This is a genomic window from Myxococcus sp. AM009 (assembly GCF_013372605.1).
Classification (GTDB): domain Bacteria; phylum Myxococcota; class Myxococcia; order Myxococcales; family Myxococcaceae; genus Myxococcus; species Myxococcus vastator.
On sequence record NZ_JABXEP010000046.1, the window covers coordinates 1 to 24,930 of the forward strand.

At 70.9% G+C, this 24,930-nt stretch carries 21 protein-coding genes; 14 read left to right on the forward strand and 7 right to left on the reverse strand.

The window, feature by feature from the left end; all coding sequences use genetic code 11:
• The 5 genes from HV824_RS13855 to ybaK all read left to right on the forward strand — a co-directional run.
• Nucleotides 1–1,288 (forward strand): VWA domain-containing protein (locus HV824_RS13855; protein ID WP_176423483.1); only part of this gene is annotated, 1,288 nt, incomplete at its 5' end.
• A 160-nt stretch (nt 1,289–1,448) separates the two neighbouring features.
• Nucleotides 1,449–3,263, forward strand: a complete 1,815-nt coding sequence (locus HV824_RS13860; protein WP_176419470.1) for a long-chain fatty acid--CoA ligase — start codon at nt 1,449–1,451, stop codon at nt 3,261–3,263.
• Between the two features lie 189 nt (nt 3,264–3,452).
• A complete protein-coding gene (gene purE / locus HV824_RS13865; RefSeq protein WP_176419471.1) occupies nt 3,453–3,950 on the forward strand; it encodes a 5-(carboxyamino)imidazole ribonucleotide mutase in 498 nt (165 codons plus the stop codon).
• Nucleotides 3,947–5,089: a 5-(carboxyamino)imidazole ribonucleotide synthase gene (purK, locus tag HV824_RS13870; RefSeq protein WP_176423484.1), complete on the forward strand. Its 1,143-nt coding sequence runs from the start codon at nt 3,947–3,949 to the stop codon at nt 5,087–5,089. Before purE ends, purK begins: the two co-directional genes overlap by 4 nt.
• Nucleotides 5,090–5,093: 4 nt before the next feature.
• Nucleotides 5,094–5,570 carry a Cys-tRNA(Pro) deacylase gene (ybaK, locus tag HV824_RS13875; RefSeq protein ID WP_176419473.1) on the forward strand — a complete coding sequence of 159 codons (477 nt, stop codon included), beginning with the start codon at nt 5,094–5,096 and terminating at the stop codon, nt 5,568–5,570.
• A gap of 7 nt (nt 5,571–5,577) precedes the next feature.
• On the opposite strand, the gene HV824_RS13880 is transcribed toward ybaK, so the two are convergent.
• Complete coding sequence (locus HV824_RS13880) at nt 5,578–6,606, reverse strand: zinc-binding dehydrogenase (protein ID WP_255208020.1); 1,029 nt, start codon at nt 6,604–6,606, stop codon at nt 5,578–5,580.
• A 69-nt stretch (nt 6,607–6,675) separates the two neighbouring features.
• Between HV824_RS13880 and HV824_RS13885 the strand changes: the two genes are divergently transcribed.
• Together HV824_RS13885 and HV824_RS13890 are read left to right on the forward strand one after the other, a co-directional pair.
• On the forward strand, nt 6,676–7,881 hold the full coding sequence (locus tag HV824_RS13885) for a hypothetical protein (RefSeq protein ID WP_255208021.1): 1,206 nt from the start codon (nt 6,676–6,678) through the stop codon (nt 7,879–7,881).
• Nucleotides 7,882–7,986: 105 nt separating this feature from the next.
• Nucleotides 7,987–9,174, forward strand: a complete 1,188-nt coding sequence (locus HV824_RS13890; RefSeq protein WP_255208022.1) for an EAL domain-containing protein — start codon at nt 7,987–7,989, stop codon at nt 9,172–9,174.
• Between the two features lie 442 nt (nt 9,175–9,616).
• Here the strand turns inward: HV824_RS13890 and HV824_RS13895 are convergent, their stop codons facing one another.
• Both HV824_RS13895 and plpQ read right to left on the reverse strand, forming a co-directional pair.
• A complete protein-coding gene (locus HV824_RS13895) occupies nt 9,617–10,153 on the reverse strand; it encodes a DUF192 domain-containing protein (protein ID WP_176423495.1) in 537 nt (178 codons plus the stop codon).
• Nucleotides 10,154–10,170: 17 nt separating this feature from the next.
• Entirely contained in the window at nt 10,171–10,569 is a 399-nt protein-coding gene (gene plpQ, locus HV824_RS13900; RefSeq protein ID WP_002639025.1) for a motility regulator PlpA, read from the reverse strand.
• A 25-nt stretch (nt 10,570–10,594) separates the two neighbouring features.
• Between plpQ and HV824_RS13905 the strand changes: the two genes are divergently transcribed.
• From HV824_RS13905 to HV824_RS13915, 3 genes are all read left to right on the forward strand, one after another.
• Nucleotides 10,595–12,955 carry a tetratricopeptide repeat protein gene (locus tag HV824_RS13905; RefSeq protein WP_176423486.1) on the forward strand — a complete coding sequence of 787 codons (2,361 nt, stop codon included), beginning with the start codon at nt 10,595–10,597 and terminating at the stop codon, nt 12,953–12,955.
• A 66-nt stretch (nt 12,956–13,021) separates the two neighbouring features.
• Nucleotides 13,022–13,549: a hypothetical protein gene (locus HV824_RS13910; RefSeq protein WP_163782400.1), complete on the forward strand. Its 528-nt coding sequence runs from the start codon at nt 13,022–13,024 to the stop codon at nt 13,547–13,549.
• 71 nt (nt 13,550–13,620) lie between these two features.
• Nucleotides 13,621–14,088 (forward strand): nuclear transport factor 2 family protein, encoded by a 468-nt coding sequence (locus HV824_RS13915; protein WP_176419476.1) that lies wholly within the window; start codon nt 13,621–13,623, stop codon nt 14,086–14,088.
• Between the two features lie 13 nt (nt 14,089–14,101).
• On the opposite strand, the gene HV824_RS13920 is transcribed toward HV824_RS13915, so the two are convergent.
• Complete coding sequence (locus tag HV824_RS13920; RefSeq protein WP_176419477.1) at nt 14,102–15,073, reverse strand: homoserine kinase; 972 nt, start codon at nt 15,071–15,073, stop codon at nt 14,102–14,104.
• Nucleotides 15,074–15,209: 136 nt separating this feature from the next.
• On the opposite strand from HV824_RS13920, the gene HV824_RS13925 reads away from it, so the two are divergent.
• On the forward strand, nt 15,210–16,790 hold the full coding sequence (locus HV824_RS13925) for a tetratricopeptide repeat protein (protein WP_176419478.1): 1,581 nt from the start codon (nt 15,210–15,212) through the stop codon (nt 16,788–16,790).
• Here the strand turns inward: HV824_RS13925 and HV824_RS13930 are convergent.
• Genes HV824_RS13930 through HV824_RS13940 form a run of 3 tightly spaced genes read right to left on the reverse strand, consistent with a single transcriptional unit; the run spans nt 16,782 to nt 20,776 of the window.
• Nucleotides 16,782–17,282, reverse strand: a complete 501-nt coding sequence (locus HV824_RS13930) for a hypothetical protein (RefSeq protein ID WP_176419479.1) — start codon at nt 17,280–17,282, stop codon at nt 16,782–16,784. The genes HV824_RS13925 and HV824_RS13930 overlap by 9 nt on opposite strands.
• Nucleotides 17,283–17,289: 7 nt before the next feature.
• A complete protein-coding gene (locus HV824_RS13935) occupies nt 17,290–18,621 on the reverse strand; it encodes a cyclic nucleotide-binding domain-containing protein (protein WP_176411073.1) in 1,332 nt (443 codons plus the stop codon).
• A gap of 40 nt (nt 18,622–18,661) precedes the next feature.
• Nucleotides 18,662–20,776 (reverse strand): FHA domain-containing protein, encoded by a 2,115-nt coding sequence (locus tag HV824_RS13940; protein ID WP_176423487.1) that lies wholly within the window; start codon nt 20,774–20,776, stop codon nt 18,662–18,664.
• A 177-nt stretch (nt 20,777–20,953) separates the two neighbouring features.
• On the opposite strand from HV824_RS13940, the gene HV824_RS13945 reads away from it, so the two are divergent.
• The 3 genes from HV824_RS13945 (at nt 20,954) to HV824_RS13955 (ending at nt 24,900) form a co-directional block, all read left to right on the forward strand.
• Entirely contained in the window at nt 20,954–22,435 is a 1,482-nt protein-coding gene (locus tag HV824_RS13945) for a TldD/PmbA family protein (RefSeq protein ID WP_176419480.1), read from the forward strand.
• A gap of 15 nt (nt 22,436–22,450) precedes the next feature.
• Nucleotides 22,451–23,797, forward strand: coding sequence for a TldD/PmbA family protein (locus HV824_RS13950; RefSeq protein WP_176419481.1), 1,347 nt, complete (start codon nt 22,451–22,453; stop codon nt 23,795–23,797).
• A 95-nt stretch (nt 23,798–23,892) separates the two neighbouring features.
• The gene (locus HV824_RS13955; protein ID WP_176423488.1) at nt 23,893–24,900 is read left to right on the forward strand and encodes a ParB/RepB/Spo0J family partition protein; all 1,008 of its coding nucleotides are present in this window, start codon (nt 23,893–23,895) and stop codon (nt 24,898–24,900) included.
• The last annotated feature ends 30 nt before the right edge of the window (nt 24,901–24,930 follow it).

Sequence of the window (24,930 nt, forward strand, 5' to 3'; positions counted from 1 at the left end):
GCGCTGCGTCCCCGCCACGGGGGGCTCGCTGACGCTGACGAGCCGGCTGTCCCATCCGTACATCCCCACGGGCGCCTCCGACCTGTTCGCCACGTTCGACCTGTCGGGTGCGCAGGTGCCGGGGGCGCAGCGCAGCCCCGTCAACCTGGCGCTCGTCATCGACCGCTCGGGCTCCATGAGCGGCTACAAGCTGGCCCAGGCCAAGCAGGCGGCGCGGCACCTCATCGGGCTGCTGAGTGACGCGGACCGGCTGGCCATCATCCACTACGGCTCGGACGTGAAGAGCCTGCCGTCCCTGGAGGCCACGGCCGCCAACCGCGAGCGGATGTTCCAGTACGTGGACGGCATCTGGGACGAAGGCGGCACCAACATCGGCGCGGGCCTGTCCGCCGGGCGCTACCAGCTGTCCACCGCGCAGCGGAACTACGGCGTCAACCGCCTCATCCTCATGAGTGACGGCCAGCCCACCGAGGGCCTCACCTCCGACGACGAGCTGACGCGGGTGGCGCGGGAGCTGCGCGCCACCGGCATCACCCTGAGCGCCATTGGCGTGGGCACCGACTTCAACGAGGACCTGATGCAGGCCTTCGCCGACTACGGCGCCGGCGCCTACGGCTTCCTGGAGGACGCCGCCCAGCTCTCCACCCTCTTCCAGAAGGACCTGCAGCAGGCCGGCACGACGGTGGCGCGCGGCGTGACGATGACCTTCACCCTGCCCCCTGGCACGTCCCTGGGCGAGGTGCTGGGCTACCGCGCCAGCCAGTCTGGCAATCAGGTGCACGTGTCGCTGCCCGACTTCTCCGCGGGCCAGTTGGAGCGCGTGGTCATGCGGCTCAACGTCACCGGGGACGCGGCGGGGCGGACGGCACGGGTGATGGACCTCAAGCTGGCGTACACCGACCTCATCCGCGACGCGGACGTGGCCACCGAAGCCTCTCTGTCCGCGGTGGTGACCCACCGGCGCGAGGAGGTGCTCGCCCGCCAGGACCGCGAAGCCACCGTCTACGCCGCCCGGGCGCGCAGCGCCGTCAACATGCAGAAGGCGGCCGAGGCGCTGAGCGAGGGACGCAAGGACGAGGCGAAGCTCTACCTCCAGCGCAACCAGGCGCTCTTCGACGAGGCCAGCGAGGTGTCCGGGAGCGCCGCGGTGGCGGCGGACCAGGCCGAGCAGCGGGCCGTCATGGATGCGTACGACAGCGCGGAGGGCGAAGAGGCCCGGCGCTCGCTCGTGAAGCAGAGCAAGGTGAAGGCCCTCAAGAGCTTCGGCAAGCTCGGCTCCACGTACTGAGAGTCGTCCCGCACGTCACCCAGACGCCCCGCCGCACTGCGTCGTGTTCACGATTATGTGCAGGTGGAGCGTGAAGTTTCAGGAATGGGCCCACCCGGGACGCGTTCAGCCTTAAGCTGCGGCGCCTCAAACCAACCTGTTTCCGAGTGGAGCCCCCCTCATGCAGCTCCCGCAGTTCCAGACCCTCATCGACATCTTCAAGCGCAGCACCTCCACCTTCGGCAGCCGCGACCTCTTTGGGGAGAAGAAGAACGGCCAGTGGGTCTGGACGACCTACTCCCGCTTCGGAGAGATGGTCGACGACCTGCGAGGCGGGCTCGCACAGTTGGGCGTGGGCGTGGGCGACCGCGTGGCCGTCATCTCCAACAACCGCCTGGAGTGGGCGGTGGGCGCGTACGCCACGTACACGCTCGGCGGCGCCTACGTCCCGATGTACGAATCGCAGCAGGTGAAGGAGCTGCAGTTCATCATCAACGACAGCGGCGCCAAGGTCGTCTTCTGTGCCACGGATGAAATCGCGCAGCGCATCCAGTCCGTGCGCGCGGAGCTGCCGCACCTGGAGCACATCATCCGCCTCAGCGGCACCCCCAGCGACGCGGACAGCTTCGCGACGCTGCTGCGGCGGGGCGCGGAGACGCCCACGCCGCTGGTGAGCCCCAAGCCCACGGACCTGGCCGGCCTCATCTACACGTCGGGCACCACGGGACAGCCCAAGGGCGTGATGCTCAGCCACGCGAACATCGCCCGCAACGTGTCGGCGATGCACGAGGTGTTCCCCATGAGCACGGAGGACCGCTCCCTGGCCTTCCTGCCCTGGGCGCACGTCTTCGGCCAGACGGTGGAGCTGCACGCGCTGCTGTCCATGGGCGCGTCCATGGCCATCGCGGAGGCGGTGGAGAAGATCATCGACAACCTCTCCGAGGTGAAGCCCACGCTGCTGTTCAGCGTGCCGCGCATCTTCAACCGCATCTACGACGGCCTGCAGAAGCGCATGGCCGGCGAGAAGGCGGTGACGCGGTTCATGTTCCACCGCGGCCTCGCGGTGGCGGCCCAGCGGCGCGCGCTCGCGGAGGCGGGCAAGTCGAGCGGCCTGCTGGACTTGCAGCACGCCTTCTTCGACAAGGTGGTCTTCTCCAAGGTCCGCGCGCGCTTCGGCGGGCGGCTGAAGTACGCCTTCTCCGGTGGGTCGGCCATCTCCAAGGAGGTGGCGGAGTTCATCGACAACCTCGGCATCACCGTCTACGAGGGCTACGGCCTCACGGAGACGTCGCCCATCGCCACGGCCAACTTCCCCAACAACCGGAAGATTGGCTCGGTGGGCAAGGCGCTGCCCGGGGTGCGCATCGAAATCGACACGGCGGCCACCGGCGAGGCGACGCAGGGCGAAATCGTCGTCCACGGCCACAACGTGATGATGGGCTACTACAACAAGCCCGAGGAGAACGAGAAGGTGTTCACCGGGAACGGCGGCTTCCGCACCGGTGACATGGGTGTCCTGGACGCGGACGGCTACCTCTACATCACCGGCCGCATCAAGGAGCAGTACAAGCTGGAGAACGGCAAGTACGTGGTGCCCAGCCCCATCGAGCAGTCGCTGACGCTCTCCACCTACATCGCCAACGCGTTGGTCCACGGCATGAACAAGCCGTACAACGTGGCCATCATCGTCGTGGACGTGGACACGCTGAAGAAGTGGGCCACGGAGAAGGGCCTGGACACGACGTCCATGCCGGAGCTGCTCAAGCGCCCCGAGGTGCTCCAGCTCTACCGCGAGCAGGTGAACGAGTTCACCCGCGACGTGAAGGGTTATGAGCGGCCGCAGCGCTTCCTGCTCGTCAGCGAGGACTTCACCGTCGCCAACGACATGCTCACCCCCAAGATGAGCGTGAAGCGCCGCAACGTCGTGGCCCGCTACAACGACGCCATCGAGGCCCTCTACCGCGAGGGCAGCGACCGCAACGTCTCCGCGGCCTAGCCGTCTGGGTGGCGGGCAGGGGCTCCTCCCCTGCCCCACCCTGTGTGCGGGTGCACACCGGGAATGCGGGAAGGCCGGCGTGTCATCCGTGTCACCCGCGCCTTTCCGTGTTGACCCGCGGAATCCCCCCGCCCTATCTCCGCGTTCCTCCTGGTTTCGGCGGGACAGCGCACGGAGGCGCGCACACCAATGGCGAGCACGGTCACCCCATGGGTCGGGGTCATCATGGGCGGGAAGAGCGACCTGGAGCACCTGCAGCCCGCGGTCGACATCCTCAAGGAGCTGGGCATCCCGCACGAGGTGCGCGTGGTGTCCGCGCACCGCACCCCGGACTGGATGATGGAGTACGCGTCCACCGCGGAGTCGCGCGGGCTGTCCGTCATCATCGCCGCGGCGGGCGGCGCGGCGCACCTGCCGGGCATGGTGTCCAGCAAGACGCTGCTGCCCGTCATCGGCGTGCCCATGCCCACCACGCTGCTCAGCGGCCTGGACGCGCTGCTGTCCATCGTCCAGATGCCCAAGGGTGTGCCCGTGGGGACGCAGGCCATTGGCAAGCCAGGCGCGGCCAACGCAGCCCTGCACGCCGCGGCCATCCTCTGCCTGAAGTACCCGGAGCTGCGCGAGCGGCTCGGGGCCTGGCGCAAGGCGCGCACCGACGAGGTGCTGGCGCACCGGGAGCTGTCATGAGCTCGCGCGTGGTGCTGCCCGGCGGCACGATTGGCATGCTGGGCGGCGGCCAGCTGGGGCGGATGATGGCCCTGGCCGCGCGCACGCTCGGCTTCCAGGTCCAGGCGTTGGACCCGGACGCGGACTGCCCGGCCCACTCCGTGGTGGACCGGTGTGTCACCGCGTCCTTCGGTGACACCGCGGCCGCGGAGACGCTGGCGCGCGCGTGCGACACCGTGACGCTCGAAATCGAGAAGATTCCCCTCGCCACGCTGGAAGCGGTGGCGCGGCACGCGCCCATGCGCCCGGGCGCGGACGTGCTCCGCGTGATTCAGCACCGGGGCCGGCAGAAGGGCTGGCTCGCCAAGGGCGGCTTCCCCCTGGGCCCCTGGCGCGAGGCGCACTCCGCCGCGGAGCTGGCCGAGGCCATCCAGGCGCTGGGCGGACGCTGCTTCGTGAAGTCCAGCGAGGGCGGCTACGACGGGCGCGGGCAGGTGGAGGTGACGTCCGCGGGCGAGGCCGCCCAGGCGTGGCGCGAGCTGGGTGAGCGCTCCGTGGTGGTGGAGGCCGCGCTGGCGCTCCAGTCCGAGCTGTCCGTGCTGGTGGCCCGCAGCCCCAACGGGGAGGTGGCGGTGTATCCGCCGGCCTTCAATCACCACGAGGAGCGCATCCTCGCGTGGTCGCTGCTGCCGGGGCCGCTGCCGCCCGCGGTGCTGGACAAGGCCACGGAGCTGGCGCGCGGCATCACCGAGTCGCTCCAGGTCGAGGGCCTGCTCGTCATCGAGCTGTTCCTGCTGAAGGACGGCGGCGTGCTCGTCAACGAGCTGGCGCCGCGCCCGCACAACAGCTTCCACTCCACCGAGGTGGCGTGCCTCACCTCGCAGTTCGAGCAGGCGGTGCGCGCGGTGTGCAACCTGCCGCTGGGCTCCGTGGAGGTGGTGCGTCCGGCGGCCATCGTCAACCTGCTCGGGGACTTGTGGCTGAAGGACGGCGGCCCGCGCTTCCAGCAGGTGCTGGCCATGCCTGGCGTCCGCCTGCACCTGTACGGCAAGCGGGAGGCGCGCAAGGGCCGGAAGATGGGGCACCTGTCCGCGGTGGGCAGCTCGCCCGAGGACGCGCTCGCCCGCGTGCAGGCCGCCGCCACCGCGCTGGGGATGTAGGGCCGTGAAGACGAACGCCGCCCGGCTCCTGGACTCGCTCGGCGTGACGTACTCGCTGCGCGACTACGACGTGGACCCGGAGGACTTGTCCGCGGAGACGGTGGCGGCCAAGGTGGGCATGCCCGCCGAGCAGGTCTTCAAGACGCTGGTGGCGCGCGGCGACCGCACCGGCGTGTTGATGGCGGTGGTGCCCGGCAACGCGGAGCTGGACTTGAAGGCCCTGGCCCGGCTCAGCGGCGATCGCAAGGTGGACACCGTGCCGCTCAAGGAGCTCCAGCCGCTCACCGGGTACATCCGGGGCGGCTGCACTGCCATCGGCGGCAAGAAGGACTTCCCCGTGTACGTCGACGAGACGATGGCGCTGTTCGACGCCATCGCCGTGTCCGCGGGCGCGCGTGGCACGCAGCTCGTGCTCGCTCCCGCGGACTACCTGCGCGTGACAAAGGCCAAGACGGGCCCCATCTCCCGCGACAAGGCGTGAGTCCGGCTCACGGTGACTGCCCCTGCCCGGGCATGAAGAGCACCTTGCCGGACGTCATGTCCGCGGAGGCGATGCGCACCGCCTCGCCCGCCGACTCCAGCGGGAGCCGGGCGCGCACGGGCGTCTCCAGCGTCTGGCCCACCAGCGATGGCACGCCCATCAGCGCCTTGATTTGCGCGGCGCCGAAGCCCTGGCGGTGCCACTCCGACAGCCAGAAGCCCTCCACCCGCTTGCGCCCGAAGATGAGGTCCGCGGGCGCGATGCGGCACTCCTGTTCGGAGAGCGCCCCATACACGATGACCGTGCCGCCTTCCGGCAGCGCGTGGAGCAGTTGCCCGGTGAGCCGGCCGCCCACCGGGTCGAAGGCGAGCGACACCTTCAGCTCGTGACAGACGCGGAGCAGCCGCTCCTCGAACTCGGGCTCGTGGGTGCTCAGCACGTACTCCGCGCCCAGGTCCTGAAGCAGGGCCACCTGCTCCGGGCGCCGCACCACGTTCACCAGGGCCACGCCGCGTCGCTTCGCGAGCGCCAGCAGCATCCGTCCCATGGTGCCCGCGGCGGCCGTCTGGGCCAGCGCGGCGTGGCCGCCCTCCTTCGCGCGCTCCATCAACACCCACGCGGTGAAGGGGTTGATGAAGAGGCTGGCGCCTTGTTCGTCGGAGACCTGGGAGCGCAGGGGCAGGCACTGGCCCAGCGGCACCGCCGCGTACTCCGCCCACAGGCCGTCCCCCTCACCGGGCGCCACACACGCCACGCGGCGCCCCACCAGGAGCCGGCCCGCGACGCCGCCCGAGTCCACCACCGTCCCGCTGGCCTCCAGGCCCGGCACCACGGGCAGCGGCTTGCGGATGCCGTACTGCCCGCGCATGAACATCAAGTCCGCCGGGTTGATGGGCGCCGCGGCCACGCGAACCAGGACCTGGCCCGTGGTGGGCCGGGGCACCGGCCGGGACTCCACGCGCAGGGACTCCGGCCGTCCGTCATAGGCGGTGAGGACCAGCGCGCGCATCGTCTCGGGAACGACGGGGCTCTTCATCGCAGACCTTTTTCGCCACCCATGCGTGAAAGGAACAGTTCCTGCCCGGCCTACATCCGTGGGGAGTCGATGAACGCCACTCTATTGCAGCTCCATCACCGCGAGGCCTTCGAACAGACCGTGACGCGCGCGCTCACTGCGGGGGCCGGGGCCGGCATCCTGCATCTGGCCATCACGCGTCTGGGCCTGCCGCTGCCATTGGCGTGGATGGTCCCCGCCGCCGTCGTGCTCGGGTGTGCGCGAGGCGACAGGTGGGACCGCGTGCTGCTCGGGGGCCTGGGGGTGCTCCTCACCGCGCTGCCCTATGCCCTGGGCATGGCCCCAGGCTGGACGGTGGCGTTCAGCGCGGCGGCGGCGGGGGCGCTGCTGGTGCGCTCGCGACTCAGTGAGCGCGGGGAGAATGGCCAGGTGGCAGAAGCGCGCCCCACCCTCTTCCACTTCGGACTGGGCGCGGCGCTGTGCACGGGATTGACGCTGGGCGGCATGGAAGTGTCCCGCGTCTTCTCCGCGCGACTGACGGACCTGGCCACGCCGGCGCTGCTGGGCGCGGGCGTGGCGGGCGGCATCCTGGGCCTCTTCGTGGGACTGAGCGCGGTGGCCGCGCACCTGGCGCTGTCAGCGGACCCCGTGGAGGCGCGCGTGGAGGCGCTGTTGCCGCAGCTCGCCGGTGACTTCCATGCGCTGACCGAGCGGGCGTTGAACCTGTACCGGCAATGTGGCCAGTCCCTGGCGATGCTCCCTCGTGAGCCCGCGCGCGAGGAGCTGGCGCGCACGCTGGGGAAGATGACGCGCGACGCGGCGGAGCTCGCGTCCGAGTGGGCGGGCGTGGAGGCTCAACTCGAGGAGCACGCGCAAGCGGACCTCCAGGCCGAGCGCGAAGACTTGGAGCGCAGCGCCCGCGCCAGCACGGATGCCTTCGCGCGACGTCAGCTCGAGCTGGCCGCGGCCTCCCTAGGCGAGGAGGTGGAGCGGCTGGGCGGCCTGAAACAACGGCGCGAGCGCATCCTCGCCCGCCTGAGGGTAGAGGTGGCGCAGTTGGAGCGGGCCCGCGTGGCCCTGCTGTCACTGCGCAGCGGCCAGGCCCAGCTCAAGGCCGCGGAGCTGTCCGCCCTGGCGCGCCGCTTCCGGGCCCTCTCCTCCCTTCAGTCGGAGGAAGCTCAGTCCATGGAGGACGTAGTTCCAATGATTCAGGGGGCTTCCATGCACTCGGATGCGTCGGACGGCAGCCCGGCGTCTGGCTCGGCAGGCGAGCTGCCGAGGGTCCGCGAGCCTTGAGCGCCGGCCTCGCCCTGGCGTTTTGCCACGCCATGACATGCGGCCCTGCAGCTTCTTTCGGGGAGGGCATGGAGCCTGCGGTGGGTTCGGCTACAATTTCCACACATGAGCCTGCCCCTCTCCTCCGCACCAGCCCCCGCCTGGCTGTGGAATGGTGACGAGCCGAGCGTCACCTCGGTGTTTCAGCCCATCGTGGACTTGCTGCGAGGTGAGGTCATCGGGCACGAAGTGCTGTCGCGAGGACCAGGCGAGTTCCGCGAGCCGCACGTGCTCTTCACGCAGGCGCGCTTGGAAGGCTACACGTGGGAGCTGGAGCGCGCGTGCTGGACCTCCGCGCTGCGCTGCATCGCCACGCTGCCAGAGGCGCAACGCAGCGCGCCCTTCTTCTTCAACGTCAGTCCCGACGTGTTGAGCGACCCGCGCTTCGGGGATGGCTCCACGGAGGAGTTGCTGGCGCGCTACGGGCTGAACCCGAAGAACCTGGTGCTCGAAATCACGGAGAAGGCGGCGTTCGAGGACAACGCGCTGCTACAACGGCTGACGCGGCAGTGCTCGGCGCTGGGCTTCGGCATCGCGCTGGATGACTTCGGCGCGGGGCACTCCGGACTGGTGACGCTGGTGAACAGCGCGCCGCAGTTCATCAAGCTGGATCAGGCGCTGGTGCGGGACATCCACCGGCACAGCTACCAGCAGCACCTGGTGAAGTCGCTGGTGGCCTTCGCGGCCAGCGTCAACGCGACGCTGATCGCCGAAGGCGTGGAGACGTGGGACGAGCTGACCGTGCTGCTCCGCTTGGGCATCCGGCACGCGCAGGGTTACCTGGTGGCCCGCCCCGCGCCCGTGCCGGTGCTGCCCAGCGGCGAGTTCGAGGCGCGGCGCCATGAGGCCATGCGCGCGCTCGACTTCCGCGAGGACGAGGACGACGAGACGGTGGGCAGCATCGTCATCCGCCGCAACTGCGTGGAGCGGCCCGTCACGCCCGAGGAGTTGGAGCGGCTGTTCCAGCAGAAGGTCGACGTGGACCACGTCGCCGTGGTGCATGGCGAGCGGCTGGAGGCGCTGGTGCTGCGGCGCCTGACGGGCACGAAGGGCGCGGCGCAGGTGGCTCCGCTCATCGTCGAGGACCGGATGGCGCTCACCACCCTGGCGCGGCTCGCCATGGAGCGCGCGCCCGAGGCGCTCTATGACCCGGTGGCCGTCACGGATGCCCAGCAGCGGTTCCTGGGCACCGTCACCATTCAGCAGCTCATCCGCCGCGCCACGGAGCTCCTGGAGCGGCGCACGCCAGCTTGATTACGGGCAGGGCATTTCGGGCAGCCGCGCGATGACGTGCATCGACCTGCGTCCCCAGGCCACTGGCGTCGAGCCGCACGCACACCCGACTTGTCCGACGAGCGTCTGGTACGAGCTGGCGCTGTAATAGTCATACCAATCATCTGCATACCCCCTCGGTTGCGTCACGCGTTGTTGCCTCAACCACGGACTGTGATGGGGTGGAATCGGTCCGTCCATGACTTGCCGAGCAAGCGCGCTCATTCACAGACACGGGCTCGTGCCGTCCGCGCCTGGCGCTGACTCCAGTGCGCGTCGATTCGTGACGCGAACGACTCCAGCACGCCGGGTTCCGCGGGCAGCAACGTCTCGTCAATCTCATCGAGATTCGCCCACCACGCCGGGGCCCGGATTGTCCCACGGGTCGGTCATGTCACTTTGGTTCGGAGGTCGTGGCCGTTCCTCACGGCTCGATATCCAAGCCCGCCACGCCCTCGAAGCGGACGGTGCTGCCCTTGCGGATGCCGACCTTCTCCGTCCAGCCGCCAGGCACCTCCAGCACGTACTGGCTGGGCGCGCCCACGGAGCGCGTCGCACGCGACCGGGGCTCCGCGCGCGACACGATGCCCGCCACACGCAGGTCTGAAGTGATGAAGAGCATGTCCAGCGGAATGAGCGTGTTGCGCATCCAGAAGCCCTGGACCTCTTCGTGCGGGAAGAGGAACAGCATGCCCTTCCCATCCGCCAGCTCCTTGCGCCACATCATGCCCCGGGCCCGCGCACCCGCCGTCGCGGCGATCTCCACCTCCACCCGGTGCGCTCCACCGAATGCGTCCTCCAGCCGCACATATCCACGCGGAAGCGGCTGCATGACGTAGTCCTCGGCGGTGACGTCGGTGACGCGCGGCCGGGGCTCGGCGGCCTTCGGCGTGGCACGGGGCGCGCTGCCCTGCGCCTCTTGCTGGCAGGCCGATGCCAGCAGCGGCACCGCCACCACCATCCACCGAAGGCCGTGCTTCATGAGTGCGAGTGCAGCGGCTTGTTGAGCAGCTTCTCCGTCAGCTCGCCACCGAGACTGTCGGACATCAGCCCCTCCACCACCGTCTCGAACTCCACCCGCTGCGCTTCGCTGCTGTAGATGAAGCGGATGCCCATGCCGGGCTCGTCCGCGTCCGCCTTGGACCAGACGACCTCACCCAGCAGTTCGAAGGGGGCCTCCCGGTGTGGAACCGTCAGCTTGAAGAGGAAGCGCGTGCCGATGGGCAACGGCTTCTTCGTCTTGATGAACGTGCCACCCTTGCTGATGTTCTTCGTGTAGTCCGCGAAGAACGAGTTGAGCTTCTTGTAGTCGACCTTCAGCTCGATGGGCGCCCGCCCGTTCTGGCGGTGCTCTGGACCTGTCTTCTGTTCGGACATGCTGGCCGGGAGTATAGGAGAGGCCATGCGGCAAGTCCTCACCCGCGCCTCTGGCCTGTTGCGTCGCCCCGCCGTCCTGGCCACCGGCCTCCTGCTCGCGGGCGGGGGCTCGGCGCTCGTCCTGCTCCCCCTCTTCGGCGTCCCCGGCTTCGAGCTGAGCCTGGCCCTCTCCATCGCCGTGGGCCTGCTCGGAGGGGGGATGGGCATCGCCGCGGCCGCCCAGGAGCGCCTAATCCTCATGGGCACCGCCCCGACGCCCCCCGGGGCCCTCCGGCCCCAGACGCCCGCCGGCGCGGTGGCCCGGGCCCTGGGTGCCGCCCTGCTCCTCAACGTCGGCGTCCTGGTGCCCCCCTTCCTGGTGGCCACCCTGTTCGCCTGGCTGCGCACCGAGTGTGACCCGTTCGCACTGGTGGGCTTCTATCCGATGCTCACCCTCCCTTCGGCCGCGCTGGCCGCCTCGGCGGGCGTGCTGTGCGGCTTCACGGCCGAGCGCCCCCGCCGGGCCGTGGGGCTGTACGCCCTCCTCATCCTCGTCTCCGCCGTGCCCACCGCGTGGCCCATCGTCGCCGGGCCCCAGGTGTTCGCCTTCAACCACTTCCTGGGGCACATGCCCGGGCCCCTGTACGACGAGGCCCTGGGCGTCTCCGCCGCGCTCGGCTGGTTCCGCCTGGAGACGCTGCTGTGGGTCACCGTGCTCGCGGGGCTCTCCTGCGCCCTGCTGGACCTGGGCACCGGGCGCCTGCGCCGTACCGGCCTGCGCCGCGCGACGCTGGCCGCCCTGGCGCTGCCCCTGGCCGCCATCGCCTACATGGAGGCGCGCGGTCCCGCCCTGGGCCTGCGGATGACGGATGCGTGGCTCACCCAGGAGCTCGGCGGCCTGCGGGAGACGGAGCACTTCGTCTTCCACTACTGGCGAGGCAAGCCGCGCGAGGACGTGGACCGCTTCGCGAGGGATTTGGAGTTCCGCTGGGCCCAGACGCGGCACTTCCTGGGCGTGGCCCCCACCGAGCCCATCCACGTCTGGCTCTACCGCGACGAACACGAGAAGCAGCGCCTGGTGGGCGCCGGCCGCACCCAGTTCGCCAAGCCCTGGCGCCATGAGCTGCACATCCAGGACCGGCCGTTCCCCCACTCCGTGCTCCACCATGAGCTGGCGCACGTCATGGCAGCCCCCGCGGGCAGCGGCCCCTTCCGCGTCACCACCCGGCTGGGCGTCTGGCCGCTCATGGGCGTCATCGAAGGGTTCGCCGTCGCCGCGGACGGGCCGGTGCAGGGCGACCTCACGCTGCACCAGTGGGCGGCGGGCATGCGCCGGCAGAAGCTGGCGCCAGACATGCGCAAGCTGATGGGGCCGCAGGGCTTCTACCAGTCGGCGCCCGCGCGTGCGTACACCGTGGCGGGCTCGTTCCTGCGCTACCTGGCGGACACCTATGGCGCGGACCGGCTGCGCGCCGTCTATGCCCACGCGGACTTCGACGCCGCCTACGGCCGTCCCCTGGGAGAGCTCGTCACCGAGTGGGAGCAGTACGTGGACGCGCTCCCCCTGGACGACGCCTCCGTGGCGCGGGCCTTCGCGCGCTTCCGCGCCGGCAGCCTCTTCACCCGCGCCTGCGCCCGCGAGGTGGCGCGGCTGTCGGACGCCGCCCGGCAGGCGCTGGCGAGCGACCCCGAGGACGCGCTGGCGCGCTACCGCCGCGCCGCCGAGCTCCAGCCCGACGAGCCCTACTTCCGCCTGGGCGAGGCCGTCGCCCTGTCCCAGTTGGAGCGGTACGCGGACGCGGACGCCGTGCTCGCCGCGGTGGGCGAGCGCATGAAGGGACAGGCCGTGCTGGAGGCGGAGGTCGCCATGGCGCGGGCGGACGTCGCGCTGCGCCGTGAGCAGCCCGGCGAGGCCCGCCGCTTCCTCGACACCGTCCTGTCGAAGGACGCCGGGCCGGAGCTGACGCGCACCGCCCAGGTGAAGCTCGCCGCCATGGAGGACGCCGCGCGCCAGGCCCCCATCGACGCATACTTCCGGGCCGGCCAGGACGAGGTGCGCCTGCTGCTCCTCGCGCGCGCCCTGGACGCGGTGCCCACGGACCCGTTCCTCAACTACCTCATGGGCCGGCGGCTCCAGCAGGTGGGCTCGCCCACGCTGGCCACCGGCTACCTGCAACAGGCTCTGGCGGCGGAAGGCCTGCCGGACGCGCTGCGCCGCGAGGCCCTGCGCATGCGCGTGGAGTCCGCCTACTTGTCAGGCGACTGCGGCGCGGTGCGGCACGAGGTCGGTGCACTACCAGACTTTGGCGCCGCCTTCCGGGCCTCCGCCGACGAGTGGAGGGAGCGCTGCGACTTCGAGGAGAAGACCTTCCGTGGACTGCTCGTGCCACGACAGGCTTTCCGCTAGCCACGCTTTTCGGCTAGGCAGGCAGCCAGACAGCGGTGACGTGCCAGCCTGGCAAGGAGGACGTGGATGCGTTTCGAGTCGCGGCATCGGATTCAGGGGACGGTGGATGAGGTGGAGCGCGCGCTCCTCGACGAGCGGTACTTCGCGTTCCTGCTTCAGCACCACGGCGTGCTGCTGGAGCTGCAGCCCCTGGAGGTGAAGCCGGACGGAGACGTCGTGCGCCGCCGCGTGCGCTACCGCCCCAGGCCCGTCATCGAGAAGATTGGCCCCAAGACGGTGCCCCCGGAGTGGTTCGCGTTTGTCGAGACGTCCACCTATGACAAGCGCCGCAAGGAGCTGAGGTTCGAGAACGTCCCCACCTCGAACAAGATCTCCAAGATGTTGGTGAACACCGGCACCATGCGCTTCCGCGACGTGGGCGGTGGCCAGACGGAGCGGGTGATGGACGGTGAAATCGCCCTCAAGCTGCCCTTCCTCCTCAAGCCCCTGGGGCTCATCGCGGAGAAGGTCATCCAGTCGGAGGGCCTGAAGATTCTCGACAACGAGGTGCCGGTGCTCAACCGGTTCATCGCCGAGGTCATCCGCCCCGGTTAGTCGTCCACCCGCCCCTGGCGGGGCCTGGGAATGGGTTGACTTCCGTTGGGTTGTCCCAATAAGGCCCCGCCATGCTCAAACGCTTCCTCGCCTTCTGCGTCCTGTCCCTGCTGGCCGCGTGCGCCCCGAAGCGCATCCCCGGCACGGACATCGTCGACAACTCCGACACGCGCGCCATCCTGGCCGTCATGGAGCAGTACCGCACCGCGCTGGAGGCCCGGGACGCCCAGGCCATCCAGAAGCTCATCTCACCTTCGTTCCGGGATGATGGCGGCACGCCGAACGACCCCAGCGACGACCTGACGGCGGAGACCCTGGTGCCCTACCTGGAGCGGGTGTTCCCCCGCATCCAGGGCCCGCGCATCGAGCTGAGCATCCGCCGCATCCAGGTGGGCGAGGACGTGGCCGCCGCCATCTACTACTGGGACGCCACCTGGCGGATGCCGTCGCTCCACTCGCGCCCCATGAAGGAGTCCGAGCTGGAGCAGATGGTGCTGCGCAAGGAAGACGGCACCTGGAAGATCATCACCGGCATCTGACGCCGCCGGGCCCTCACAGGCCCAGCAGCGCGGCGAAGCCCTCGGGCCCCATGGCATTCAAGGCACGGGCCCGGTTCAGGTAGGTGCGGTAGTCCTTGCGCACCAGCTTGTCCGCCGGCAGCGGGGACAGGTGATAGTCGCGGATGCGGCTCGCCGTGAAGCGCACCGCCCCGTAGAGCGCATGGCCGAAGAGGTTCGTGCGCTCCACGGCGGACAGCGGCCGGACGTCCACGTAGCCACGGATGAAGGCCCGGCACAGCTCCGGCAGGTACTGCCCGCCGTCGAAGCACCAGGCATTGAGGGTGATGGCCACGTCCAGGCCGTAGTCCTCCCGGCACGCCATCTCGAAGTCGAAGAAGGCGCCCACGCGGTCCCCCAGCCACTTCACGTTGTCCATGAAGAGGTCCGCGTGGATGACGCCGCGAGGCTCCAGCCCCTGCCGCAGGGTGCGCGACGTCTCCATGTCGCGTTGAAGCTCACGCGCCACGGCCGCCAGCGCCGCGTCCGGGTGCGCCGCCAGCGCCTCCAGCCAGCCGCTCACCGTCTCCGGGCCGTAGGGATTCTCCCGCGAGCCGGAGAAGGACTGCGTGTCGCGGTGCAGCTTGCCCAGCTCCGCGCCCAGCCGCTCCAGGTGGTCGGCGGTGAGGGCCGGGTGGCGCAGCTCCTCGCCCGGCAGCCAGCGGAAGACGCTGACGCGGCCGCCCTCCAGCTCCAGGAAGGTCGCCCCGTCGAGCGTCGTCAACTGCACGGGCCCGGGGAAGTGGTACGCGGCCAGGTGCGCGAGCAGCGCGGATTCGAAGCGCAAGTCGTCCGCGGAGCGCACCGTGGTGTGCCGGACGAAGTAGCGCCCGCGCTGCGTCTCCACGCGGTGGTTGGTGTTGATGGAGCCCTGGGGAATGGGCGTCACCTCGTGCACAGCCCCCAGCCCGAATGCCTCCGCGACCCGCTCGAATGCCTCGGGGGGTAGCGCCGTGTGTACCGCCATACCTCTGACCTCCCACGTCCGTGTTCACGCCGCCGCCCCCCGTTGACAGCCCGGGGGACCATTCCTATCTGAGCGCGGCTCCTATACCCGGCATCACGGCCGGCGCACATCCAACTCCAGCGCGGGGGACAGGTCCATGGGCACCGAAGGGCGCAAGGACTGGCAGCGGCGCGAAAGTCTCACCAGCGCGCTGGTTCAGGTGGGCGTGGTGGCGGTGCTGCTCGCGGGAGCGGTGGCCCTCTTCGTCCACCGAGGCACCGTCCGCAAGCAGACGGAGGAGCACCTGCGCGCGGCCCGCACGGCCGCCATGCGTGGCAACCCCGCCGACCTCGCCCGCGCGATGACGGAGCTGGAGGCCCTGTTCCAGCTCGACGCAGAGGCCCGCGACGCCCAGGCCCTGGCCGCCGACATCCAGACGGTGCTGTGGCTGGAGCACCGTCAGCCCGGCGCGGACGCCAAGGCCCGCGAGCACCTCTCCCGCGCCGAGCAGTTGGAGTCGCAGTCCGGCGAGCGCTACGGCGCCCACGCCCTGCACCTGCTGGCCGCGGGCAAGGCCGCCGAGGCGGAGCAGTACCTGGCCGGGCTCGAGGCCCGCGGCGCCAACAACGCCCGGCTGACGCTGGCCCGGGCCCTGGCGCTCCAGGCGCGCGGCGACCTCCCCGGCGCGAGGCAGGCCTTCGCCCGCGCGGCGGAGGCGGCCTGGCGCGACCCACGCTTCACCACCGCATACGGCGAGGCCCTGCTGGATGAAGGCCAGTACCCGCAGGCGGTGGAGGCCTTCGCCAAGGCCACCAGCGTCAACCCGGACCACCTGCTGGCCCGCGTGTCCACCGCGCTGGCCCACACCTACCAGGGGCGCAAGGCGGAGGCGGCGCGGCAGGTGCTCTCCGGCGTGGAGGCCCGAGGCGCGGAGCTGACGCCCGGCCTGAAGGCCCGCGCGGGCGCGCTGAAGGCGGAGCTGGCGCTGGCCCGCGGCGCACCCGACGAGGCACTGAAGGCCGCGGACGAAGCGCTGAAGGCCGTCCCCGATGAGCACTACGCCCTCTTCGCCCGGGCCCGGGCCCTGGCGGTGAAGCGTGACGCCCAGGCGCGCGCGGCGTTCGAGGCGGCCGTGGCCCGGCGTCGCAACGCCCCCCTGCTCTACCTGGACGGCGCGCGGGCGCTGCAGACCGCGGGCGACACCGACGGCGCGGTGGCCCTGCTGGACGCATACGAGGCCACCTTCGGCCCGGTGCGGACCACCAGCCCGGACGGCACGCAGGTGGGCCTCCTGGAGAAGGACAGCCGCTACTGGCTGGCGCGCGGCGGCGTGCTGGAGGCCGCCTCTCGTCAGGACGATGCCCTGGCCGCCTACGACAAGGCCCTTGCCGCGCGCGGCGTGGACCTGGCCCGGGCCCAGTACGCCAAGGGCGCGCTGCTGCTGGCGCGCAAGGACTACGAGGGCGCCCGCCCGCTGCTGGCCGCCGTGGCCCCCGACAGCGGCGCGGGGTTGATGGCGGAGGCCTATACCGCCATGGGGGACCTACTCTTCGCGCAGGGCGAGCACGCCGCCGGCTGCCAGCACTACTTCTTCGGGCTCGCGCGAGCCCGGGCGCAAGGCACTCCGCGCGAGGCGCTGGCGGAGCGCGTGGAGGACATCCGCGAGCGGCTGGAGTCCGCCGGCCAGGCCCGCATGGCCAAGGCCTGGAAGGCGGAGTCGGGCTCGCTCCTAGAGTAGGTCCGTGGGGCTGATGGACTCAGGGCGGGCGCGCACCACGCGCCACTCGCCGTCCTCTTCCTTCTCGAAAGCGCCTTCGATGAGGTAGGCGCTCAGCACGCTGTCGGCGGCCAGGTCCTCCACCTTCTCCGCCTGCGAGCGGCCGAAGATGAAGCGCGCGTTGAACTCCCCTTCCGTGGGAGACACCTCGCGCACCTCCAAATTCGTCACGAAGACGCGCACCCACTGGCCGCGCAGCACCTGCGCGGTGAGGATGCCGCGCACGTCCTTCTTCGACCAGCCGCCCTGCCCGTTGGAGCGGAAGCGCTCGGAGACGTGCGCCATCACCCCGCCCACGTCCTTCTCCTCCGCCTCCCGCGTCATCACCACCACCTGGCGGCGAATGGCCTCCTCCACGGTGAGCTGCTGCCGAGGCCAGAAGTACAGCACCGCGCCGGCCGCCAGCAGCGCCAGCACCCCGCCCACCACCTGCGAGCGCGTCACGTTCACCATGGCCGCCTCACGCCGCCTCGGGCTCGAGCACCAGTTCGTCCGCGTCGATGATCTCCGCGGGCCGCAGCGCCTCGCCAATCTGCTTCAGCCGGCGGTCCGACAGCTGCTCCAGGTATGTGCGGATGTCCGGGACGGCCGTCACCAGCTCGTGGAAGGCCGCGCGCTCCAGGAAGGCCGCCGCCGTCTTGCGCGCCGCCGCCACCGTGGCCGTGGCGCGCAGGCCCGTCAGCAGGGAGATTTCGCCCGCCACCTCGCCCTCGCGCAGCATGCCCAGCGTCACCACGCCGCCCGCCGGGTCCTCCTTCTGCACCACCAGCTCCCCGGCCAGCACCAGGAACAACCCCGGCGAGTGCTCGCCCTCCACCAGCACCTTCTCCCGCGCCTGGAGCGCCCGGAAGGTGAAGCGCCCCAAGAGCGCGCCCCGCTCCGACTCCGGCATCGTCTGGAACATGGGCGAGGTGGCCATCAGGTTGCGCGCCATGCGCTGCTGCGCGAAGTCCGCCAGCACCTGCGGCACCGAGGGGTGGCTCTTGGCCACCGCGTTGAGGTGCTCGCGGCGAATCTCGAAGACCTCCGTGTCCGACACCGCGGACACCGTCGCCGTGGGCGGCGCGCCCGTCAGCAGCGCGATTTCACCGAAGATGGAGCCGCCGCCGAGGAAGCCCAGCGTGCGCGCCTCGCCCTCCATCTGCCGCGTCACCTCCGCCTTGCCAGCGACCAACACGTAGAGGGAGTCGGCGGGCTCGCCCTCGCGGCTCACCGCCTCCTCCGGCTTCACGCGGCGCCACGCCATCAGCCGCACCAGGTCCACGAAGGCATCCCGCTCCAGCTCCGCGAACAGCGGCAGCGGCGGACGGCTGTTGGGGTCCGCCGCGCCGCCCGGGTCCGTCGCGGCCAGCACTTCGATGGCGCGGCTGGACAGCTCCTCGCCCTGCAGCCCCATCAGGTCCGTCTCCACCTTGCCGTCGTAGAGGACCTCGGGCGGCAGCGGCGGGGGCACCACCGCGCGGCCCGGCGCGTTGCGCACCGCGCGCGCGTGCACGCGAAACAGCGTCTCCTTCAGGCGCCGCTCGTTGGGCGCCAGGTCCAACGCCAGCTTGCACGCGGCCATGGCGGACAGCAGGTAGTCACGGCGCAGCAGCCCCTCCGCGCAGGCGTGGTAGGCGGTGACGGCGCGCTCACGCTCGCCCAGCTCCGCCAGGCAGCGCGCGGCCAGCATCCGCGCGCGGTGGTCCGCGGGGACGCGGCGGACCGCCTCGGCGAATACGGCCAGGGCTCGCTCGAACTGGCGCTCCTCGATGAGGTCCATCCCGAGCTCACGCAGCGACGACTCGTTCATCCCTTTTCTCCCCGGCAAATCATGGTCGGCCCGCCGCCACTCACGGCTGCAGCTCGCTCAGATACATCTCCGCCTTGCGCTTGACGTCGGAGCCTTCCGAGGCCGTCTCGATGACGACCTTGAACATCTCCGCCGCGGCCTGCGGATCCCTGTCCCGCTGGATGTAGGCCCGGAGGAAGAGCTCCTCCGCCTTCTTCTGCAGGGTCTCCAGTCCCTCACGCGCCCGCCCGTCGCCCGGGTTGAGCCGCAGCGCCTCGCGGAAGTGCGCGCCGGCCGCGCCCAGGTCGCCCTTCTTGAGCGCGCTCTGCCCCGCCGCCAGCGAGGACGACGCGAGCTGTTCGTCGATGCTGTTCCCCAGCGAGCCCCGGAAGCCAATCTGGCGGTACAGCGCCGCCGCGCGCCGCAGGGGCTTCGCCGCCGCCTCCAGCGAGTTGGCGTCCAGCTTCTTCTGCCCGTCCTCCAGCGCGCGCCGGAACTGGGGAATCAGCCGCTTGAGGGCCAGGGCCCGGTCCTTCACGTCCTTCTCCGCCCGGTGCTTGTCCATCACCCGGTCACACTCCAGGACGGCGCGCTGGTAGTCCCCCCCGTTGAAGCGGCGCTCCACGTCGGCGAAGGCCTCGGCGATGAACTCCTTGCGCCGCTCCTTGGCCAGCTCCGCCGCGCGCGCCGCGGCGTTGCGGTTGCGCCGCGACGCGTCCTGGGCCTCCTTCGCCAGCTCGGCCTCCAGGTCCGTCAGCTTCACCTCGTAGGCCGGCCGGTTCAGCGGCGGCAGCTGCGAAATCAGCGGGCGAATCGTCTCCGGGTCGCGCGAGGCGAAGGACTCCTCCACCTGCTGGAGCCGCCAGGCGATGTCCTGCTCCTCCAGCTCCGTCGCCAGCTTGCGGCGCAGGTCATCCGTCTTCGCCGTGCCCTGCGGCGTCGCCTCCAGCTTCGCGCGCGCCTCGTCGAACTGCTTCTCCTCGATGAGGCCCCGCACCGCGTCCAGCGAGGTCATCACCTCCAACTGCGTGCGCGCCCCCCGGGCCAGGTTGTCCGCGTCGATGCCCGGCACCAGCTTCTCCGCCTCCCCGACGAGGCGGACGGCGTTGGCGAAGTCCTCCGCGCGCACGGACTCGCGCGCCTGCTGCATCAACACCTTCGCCCGCTCCACGTTCGGGTCCGGTGGAGGCGGGGGCGGCGGCCCGGACGGAATCAGCATCAGCCCGATGACCAGCACCACCACCAGCGCGCCACCACCGCCGATGAGCGCCTTCTGCTTGCCCGTCAGGGCACCGCCGCTCGAACGCGTCGGCGTGCTCCGGATGGGCGGACGGGACCGGGGCACGGCCACCGCGCCCTTGCCGCCGGAGCCCTCCTTGAGCGAGTCGGGCAGCTTGTAGTTGGCGTTGGTGGCCTCGTTGAAGCGCGGGTCGTTCGGGTCCGCCTCGCTGCCACGCGCGGCGGCCTGGTTCTTCCGCTTCTCCTCCGCCTCGCGGGCGGCCGCCTCGCGCTCGCGCTTCTCCTCCGCCTCGCGGGCCTCCGCCTGGGCGCGCAGCTCCTTGATCTGCTCCGCCTCGTCCACGAAGCGAAGGCGCGTCTTGCCCACGGAGATTTCGTCACCGTGCTTCAGCAGGCACTCGTCCACGCGCTGGTCGTTGACCTGGGTGCCACTGACGCTGCCTAAATCCCGCATCACCACGCCGGCCTGCCCGTACACCAGCTCCAGGTGCCGGCGGGACACGGACTGGTCCTCCAGCACGAAGTCGCAGTCCTTGTTGCGGCCCACCACCATCCGCACGCTCTGGAAGCGCTTCCTGCGGCCCTTGTCCGGCCCCTCCAGCACCTCCATCTGCACCGGAGGACCCGCGCGCGTGGCGTCCGCGTTGTCGTCTTCGTCCTCGTCGCGGGAGCGGCGCTCCGCCTCCACCGACTCGACGGAGGCCACGCGCGTCTCACCTGTGCGGGAGCGGCCCGGTTCCTCCTCACCGTAGAGGTCCGGGTTGGGCGGCCCGTCGTCTGGGTAGCCGTCCTCGCCGGATGCGGGCGCGGCGAAGTCCTCGTCCTCGGACACGGGGCGGCGCCGGGCGGGGGACTTCATGGAGTCTGGGTCCTCACCCGCAGCACCACCGGAACGACCGGCGCCAGCACGGGAAGAGGGAGGAGGACGAGGAGGCATGGGGCGGTTTCCAGTCTCGAAGCGCCGGGCATCTTAGAGCGCCGTCTCCATGGTGGGAATGCGGACAGGCCGCGGATCAGGGAAAGAACGGGGGCCCTTGAGCGTTGCTCCCGGCGGCGCCCCCTCCTATGTAGGCTGCCACATACCCCATCGACTTCACCGCGGGAGTTCCGAAATATGCCCCGAGCGTCTGCGCCCTCGAAGCGCGCCCCCTCTTCGAAGCTGGCCCCACCCGTGGCCCGGCGGTCCACGCCCGCCGCCCTGCTGCCCCAGCCGCTGCTCGAGCGCCTGCTCGCCGTGGCCATGGAGCGTGGGGGCGACTTCGCGGAGGTGTACGTCGAGCGCACGCTCACCACGGCGGTGCAGTTGGAAGAATCCCGCATCAAGAGCGCCCAGACGGGCCTGGTCCAGGGCGTGGGCGTGCGCGTCATCTCCGGCGGGAAGGTGGGCTACGCCTTCTCCGACGACTGGGACGAGCCCGCACTGCTGCGCGCGGCCTCCACCTCGGCCATGATTGCCCAGGGTGGCGGCGCCGAGCGCAGCTTCCCCGTGCGCCGCGCCGCGGTCCCCAGCCACTACCACGTCAGCACCCCGCTGATGGACGTGGAGGTGTCGCTGAAGACGGGCCTGCTCATGCGCGCCGACAAGGCCGCCCGCGCCTTCGACGCACGGGTGAAGCAGGTCAACGGCGGCTACGTGGACCAGACGCGGCGCATCGCCGTGGCCAACACCCACGGCCGCTACACCGAGGACACCCAGGACCTGTGCCGGCTTTCGGTGAGGGTGGTGGCCCAGGGCAAGGGCGGCGAGCAGCGCACCGGCATGTACGGCGGCGGCGGGCGCGTGCCCTTCAGCCACTTCGACGCCTTCTCCCCGGAGGACGTGGCCCGGGAAGCGGCGCGTCAGGCGGTGGCCACGCTGGGCGCGGTGGACTGCGCGGCCGGCCCGCAGACGGTGGTGCTGGCGCCGGGCTGGAGCGGCATCCTCCTGCATGAGGCGGTGGGCCACGGCCTGGAGGCGGACTTCATCCGCAAGGGCACCTCGCTGTTCGCGGGGAAGCTGGGTGAGCAGGTGGCGTCCGACCTGGTCACCATCATCGACGACGGCACCGTCTCCAGCGGGCGCGGCTCCATCAACATCGACGACGAGGGCAACCCCGGCGAGCGCAAGGTCCTCATCGAGAACGGCGTGCTCAAGGGCTACCTCTACGACAGCCTCAACGCGCAGCTCATGGGCCAGCGCAGCACCGGCAGCGGGCGGCGCGAGTCCTTCAAGCACCTGCCCATGCCGCGCATGACGAACACCTTCCTGGCCCCGGGTGACCACGCCCCCGAGGACATCCTCAAGGAGGTGAAGCGCGGCCTGTACTGCGCCACCTTCGGCGGCGGGCAGGTGGACATCACCAACGGCAACTTCGTCTTCGAGGTCAGCGAGGCCTATCAAATCGAGGACGGCAAGCTGGGCCGCCCGGTGAAGAACGCGACGCTCATCGGCGTGGGGCCGGAGGCGATGAAGAACGTGTCACGCGTGGGCTGCGACCCCATGCCGGACCCGGGCATGGGCATATGCGGGAAGAATGGCCAGTCCATGCCCGTGGGCGTGGGGCTGCCCACCGTGCGCATCGACAACATCACCGTTGGCGGAACCAAGGTCGCCTGAGAGAGAGCACCAACCATGGACTACCAGCAGCTCGCGAAGAGAATCGTCCAGCGCGCCAGGCGCAAGGGTGCCCGCCAGGCGGAGGCCTTCCTGGAGGTGGGCCGCCAGAGCAGCGTGCGCGTGCACCAGGGGCAGATTGAAGACCTCACGCAGTCCACCAGCAAGGGCGTGGGCGTGCGCGTGGTGCTCAAGGACCGCCTGGGCTTCGCCTATACGTCCGACTTCGAGCCCGGCGCCGTGGACCACATCGTGGACCAGGCCCTGAAGCTGGCCGAGTTCTCCGCCCCCAGCAAGCTCAACGGCCTGCCCTCCGGCAAGGACCTGGGCCGCTTCGGTGACACCGGCCTGCTCTTCGACACCCAGGTCGCCGAGCTCCCCGGGGACTGGAAGATCAAGACGGCGCTGGAGGTGGAGAAGGCGGCCCGGGCGGAGGACTCGCGCATCATCGCCTTCAACGGCGTGGGCGCCGGGGACTCCGTGTCCGAGGTCTACATGGCCTCCAGCGAGGGCGTGACGGGCGCGTACTCCGGCACCTACGTGTACCTGTACGCGGCGCCGGTGGCCTCCGACGGCAAGGGGCTCCAGACAGGCTACTGGATGGACTACCGCCGCTTCCTGGATGACCTGGACGGACCGGAGTCCATCGGCCGCGAGGCCACGCGCCGCGCGGTGCGGATGCTGGGCGCCAGGCGGGTGAAGACGCAGCAGGTGCCCGTGCTGTTCGACCCGCAGGTGGCCGCGTCCTTCGTGTCGGACGTGGCCGGCGCGGCGGACGGCAACGCCGTGTACCAGAAGGCCAGCCTCCTGGCCCCGCTGCTGGGCAAGCGCCTGGCGGGCGCGCACGTCACGCTGGTGGACGATGGCCTCATGCCCCGCGGGCTGGCCACCGCGCCCTTCGACGGCGAGGGCGTGCCCACGCGGCGCACGCCCATCATTGAACAGGGCGTGCTCAAGTCCTTCCTCTACGACGCGTTCACCGCTCGCAAGGCGAAGGCGCGCACCACCGGCAACGCGTCACGCGGCTACAACGGGCTGCCCTCCATTGGCACCAGCAACCTGTACCTGGAGGCGGGCTCGAAGACGCCGGAGGCGCTGCTGCGCGAGGTGGACAGCGGCTTCTACGTCACCGCCCTGCTGGGCCACGGCACCGACGCGGTGACGGGCGAGCTGTCCGCGGGCGCCAACGGCCTGTGGATTGAGAAGGGCGAGCTGACGCACCCCGTGCAGGAGGTGACGGTGGCGGGCAACCTGCTGCAGATGCTCAAGGACCTGGACGGCATCGGCAGCGACCTCCAGTTCCGCGGCGGCTCGGTGGGCGCGCCCACTGTCCGCTTCCGGCAGCTCACCGTTTCGGGCGAGTAGCCCACCCTGACACGTCCCCCCTACCGTGCGCCGGCGGGGGACGTGTCAGGGCCCCCTCGTAGAACGCTCCAAGCAGCACGAGGAGGGTGCAGCCCATGGCAGCGAAGTCCGCACGCAAGTCCCCCGCCGTGAAGAAGGCGGCCACGCCGCGCAAGCCCCGCCGCGAGAAGGCGGCGGCGAAGTCCCGGGGCCTGTCCCCCGCGGAGGTGGCCAGCGACTCGGTGGAGTACCCCACGCAGCTGCTGGAGGCGGTGCGCGAGGACGGCGGCGAGGTGCTCGGCGTGTACCGCGACCCGCTGGGCGGCCACCCTGTGGTGTTCTCCGTGCTGCCCATCGACAAGGTGGAGCCCACGCCCTACCAGCGCGACGTGTCCGAGCCCCACGTGAAGCGGCTGGCCGGCGCCATGGAGCGGTTGGACCGCTTCCTGGACCCCGTCATCGCCGTGCGCAAGGACGGACGGTACTGGACGCCAAACGGCAATCACCGCCTGCACGCCAGCCGGCTCCTGGGCGCCAAGTCCATTGTCGCCCTGGTGCTGCCGGAGGAGGACGTGGCCTACCAGATTCTGGCCCTCAACACGGAGAAGGCCCACAACCTCAAGGAGCGCTCGCTGGAGGTCATCCGCATGTACCGCGGCCTGGTGGGCGCGGAGCGCAGGGGGCCGGAGACGGCCTTCGCCCACCTCTTCGAGGAGCCCTCCTTCGTCACCCTGGGTGCCGCCTACGAGCAGCGCCCCCGCTTCTCCGCGGGCGCCTACCACCCCTTCGTGAAGGCGGTGGAGGACTTCCTCGACACGCCGCTCCAGGACGCCCTGCCCCTGCGCGAGGCCCGGGCCCGGCGGCTCCTGGAGCTGGATGACGCCGTGGTGGCCGTCGTGGACGCCCTCAAGGAGCGGGGCCTCCAGAGCCCGTACCTCAAGAACTTCGTCGTCGCCCGCATCAACTTCCTGCGCTTCCGCAAGGACGGCGGGAAGCCGGACTTCGACGCCACCGTGGACCGGATGCTGGCCAGCGCCCGGAAGTTCAACGTCGACAAGGTGCGGCGCGAGGACATTGGCCGGATGGGCGGAGGGCCACTGGAGCCGGACGAGGAATCCGCTTGAAGGAACACGACTTGCAGGAGGTTGCGCACA

What these genes read in the sequence shown, in the direction of transcription:
- HV824_RS13925 (WP_176419478.1), top strand. Translation starts at nt 15,210, where the DNA reads ATGGGCACCGAAGGGCGCAAGGACTGGCAGCGGCGCGAAAGTCTCACC.
- HV824_RS13860 (WP_176419470.1), top strand. Translation starts at nt 1,449, where the DNA reads ATGCAGCTCCCGCAGTTCCAGACCCTCATCGACATCTTCAAGCGCAGC.
- HV824_RS13910 (WP_163782400.1), top strand. Translation starts at nt 13,022, where the DNA reads ATGCGTTTCGAGTCGCGGCATCGGATTCAGGGGACGGTGGATGAGGTG.
- HV824_RS13890 (WP_255208022.1), top strand. Translation starts at nt 7,987, where the DNA reads ATGAGCCTGCCCCTCTCCTCCGCACCAGCCCCCGCCTGGCTGTGGAAT.
- plpQ (WP_002639025.1), bottom strand. Translation starts at nt 10,569, where the DNA reads ATGTCCGAACAGAAGACAGGTCCAGAGCACCGCCAGAACGGGCGGGCG.
- HV824_RS13955 (WP_176423488.1), top strand. Translation starts at nt 23,893, where the DNA reads ATGGCAGCGAAGTCCGCACGCAAGTCCCCCGCCGTGAAGAAGGCGGCC.
- HV824_RS13945 (WP_176419480.1), top strand. Translation starts at nt 20,954, where the DNA reads ATGCCCCGAGCGTCTGCGCCCTCGAAGCGCGCCCCCTCTTCGAAGCTG.
- purE (WP_176419471.1), top strand. Translation starts at nt 3,453, where the DNA reads ATGGCGAGCACGGTCACCCCATGGGTCGGGGTCATCATGGGCGGGAAG.
- HV824_RS13920 (WP_176419477.1), bottom strand. Translation starts at nt 15,073, where the DNA reads ATGGCGGTACACACGGCGCTACCCCCCGAGGCATTCGAGCGGGTCGCG.
- HV824_RS13940 (WP_176423487.1), bottom strand. Translation starts at nt 20,776, where the DNA reads ATGCCTCCTCGTCCTCCTCCCTCTTCCCGTGCTGGCGCCGGTCGTTCC.
- HV824_RS13950 (WP_176419481.1), top strand. Translation starts at nt 22,451, where the DNA reads ATGGACTACCAGCAGCTCGCGAAGAGAATCGTCCAGCGCGCCAGGCGC.
- HV824_RS13885 (WP_255208021.1), top strand. Translation starts at nt 6,676, where the DNA reads ATGAACGCCACTCTATTGCAGCTCCATCACCGCGAGGCCTTCGAACAG.
- HV824_RS13935 (WP_176411073.1), bottom strand. Translation starts at nt 18,621, where the DNA reads ATGAACGAGTCGTCGCTGCGTGAGCTCGGGATGGACCTCATCGAGGAG.
- HV824_RS13905 (WP_176423486.1), top strand. Translation starts at nt 10,595, where the DNA reads ATGCGGCAAGTCCTCACCCGCGCCTCTGGCCTGTTGCGTCGCCCCGCC.
- HV824_RS13895 (WP_176423495.1), bottom strand. Translation starts at nt 10,153, where the DNA reads ATGGTGGTGGCGGTGCCGCTGCTGGCATCGGCCTGCCAGCAAGAGGCG.
- HV824_RS13880 (WP_255208020.1), bottom strand. Translation starts at nt 6,606, where the DNA reads ATGAAGAGCCCCGTCGTTCCCGAGACGATGCGCGCGCTGGTCCTCACC.
- HV824_RS13915 (WP_176419476.1), top strand. Translation starts at nt 13,621, where the DNA reads ATGCTCAAACGCTTCCTCGCCTTCTGCGTCCTGTCCCTGCTGGCCGCG.
- HV824_RS13930 (WP_176419479.1), bottom strand. Translation starts at nt 17,282, where the DNA reads ATGGTGAACGTGACGCGCTCGCAGGTGGTGGGCGGGGTGCTGGCGCTG.
- purK (WP_176423484.1), top strand. Translation starts at nt 3,947, where the DNA reads ATGAGCTCGCGCGTGGTGCTGCCCGGCGGCACGATTGGCATGCTGGGC.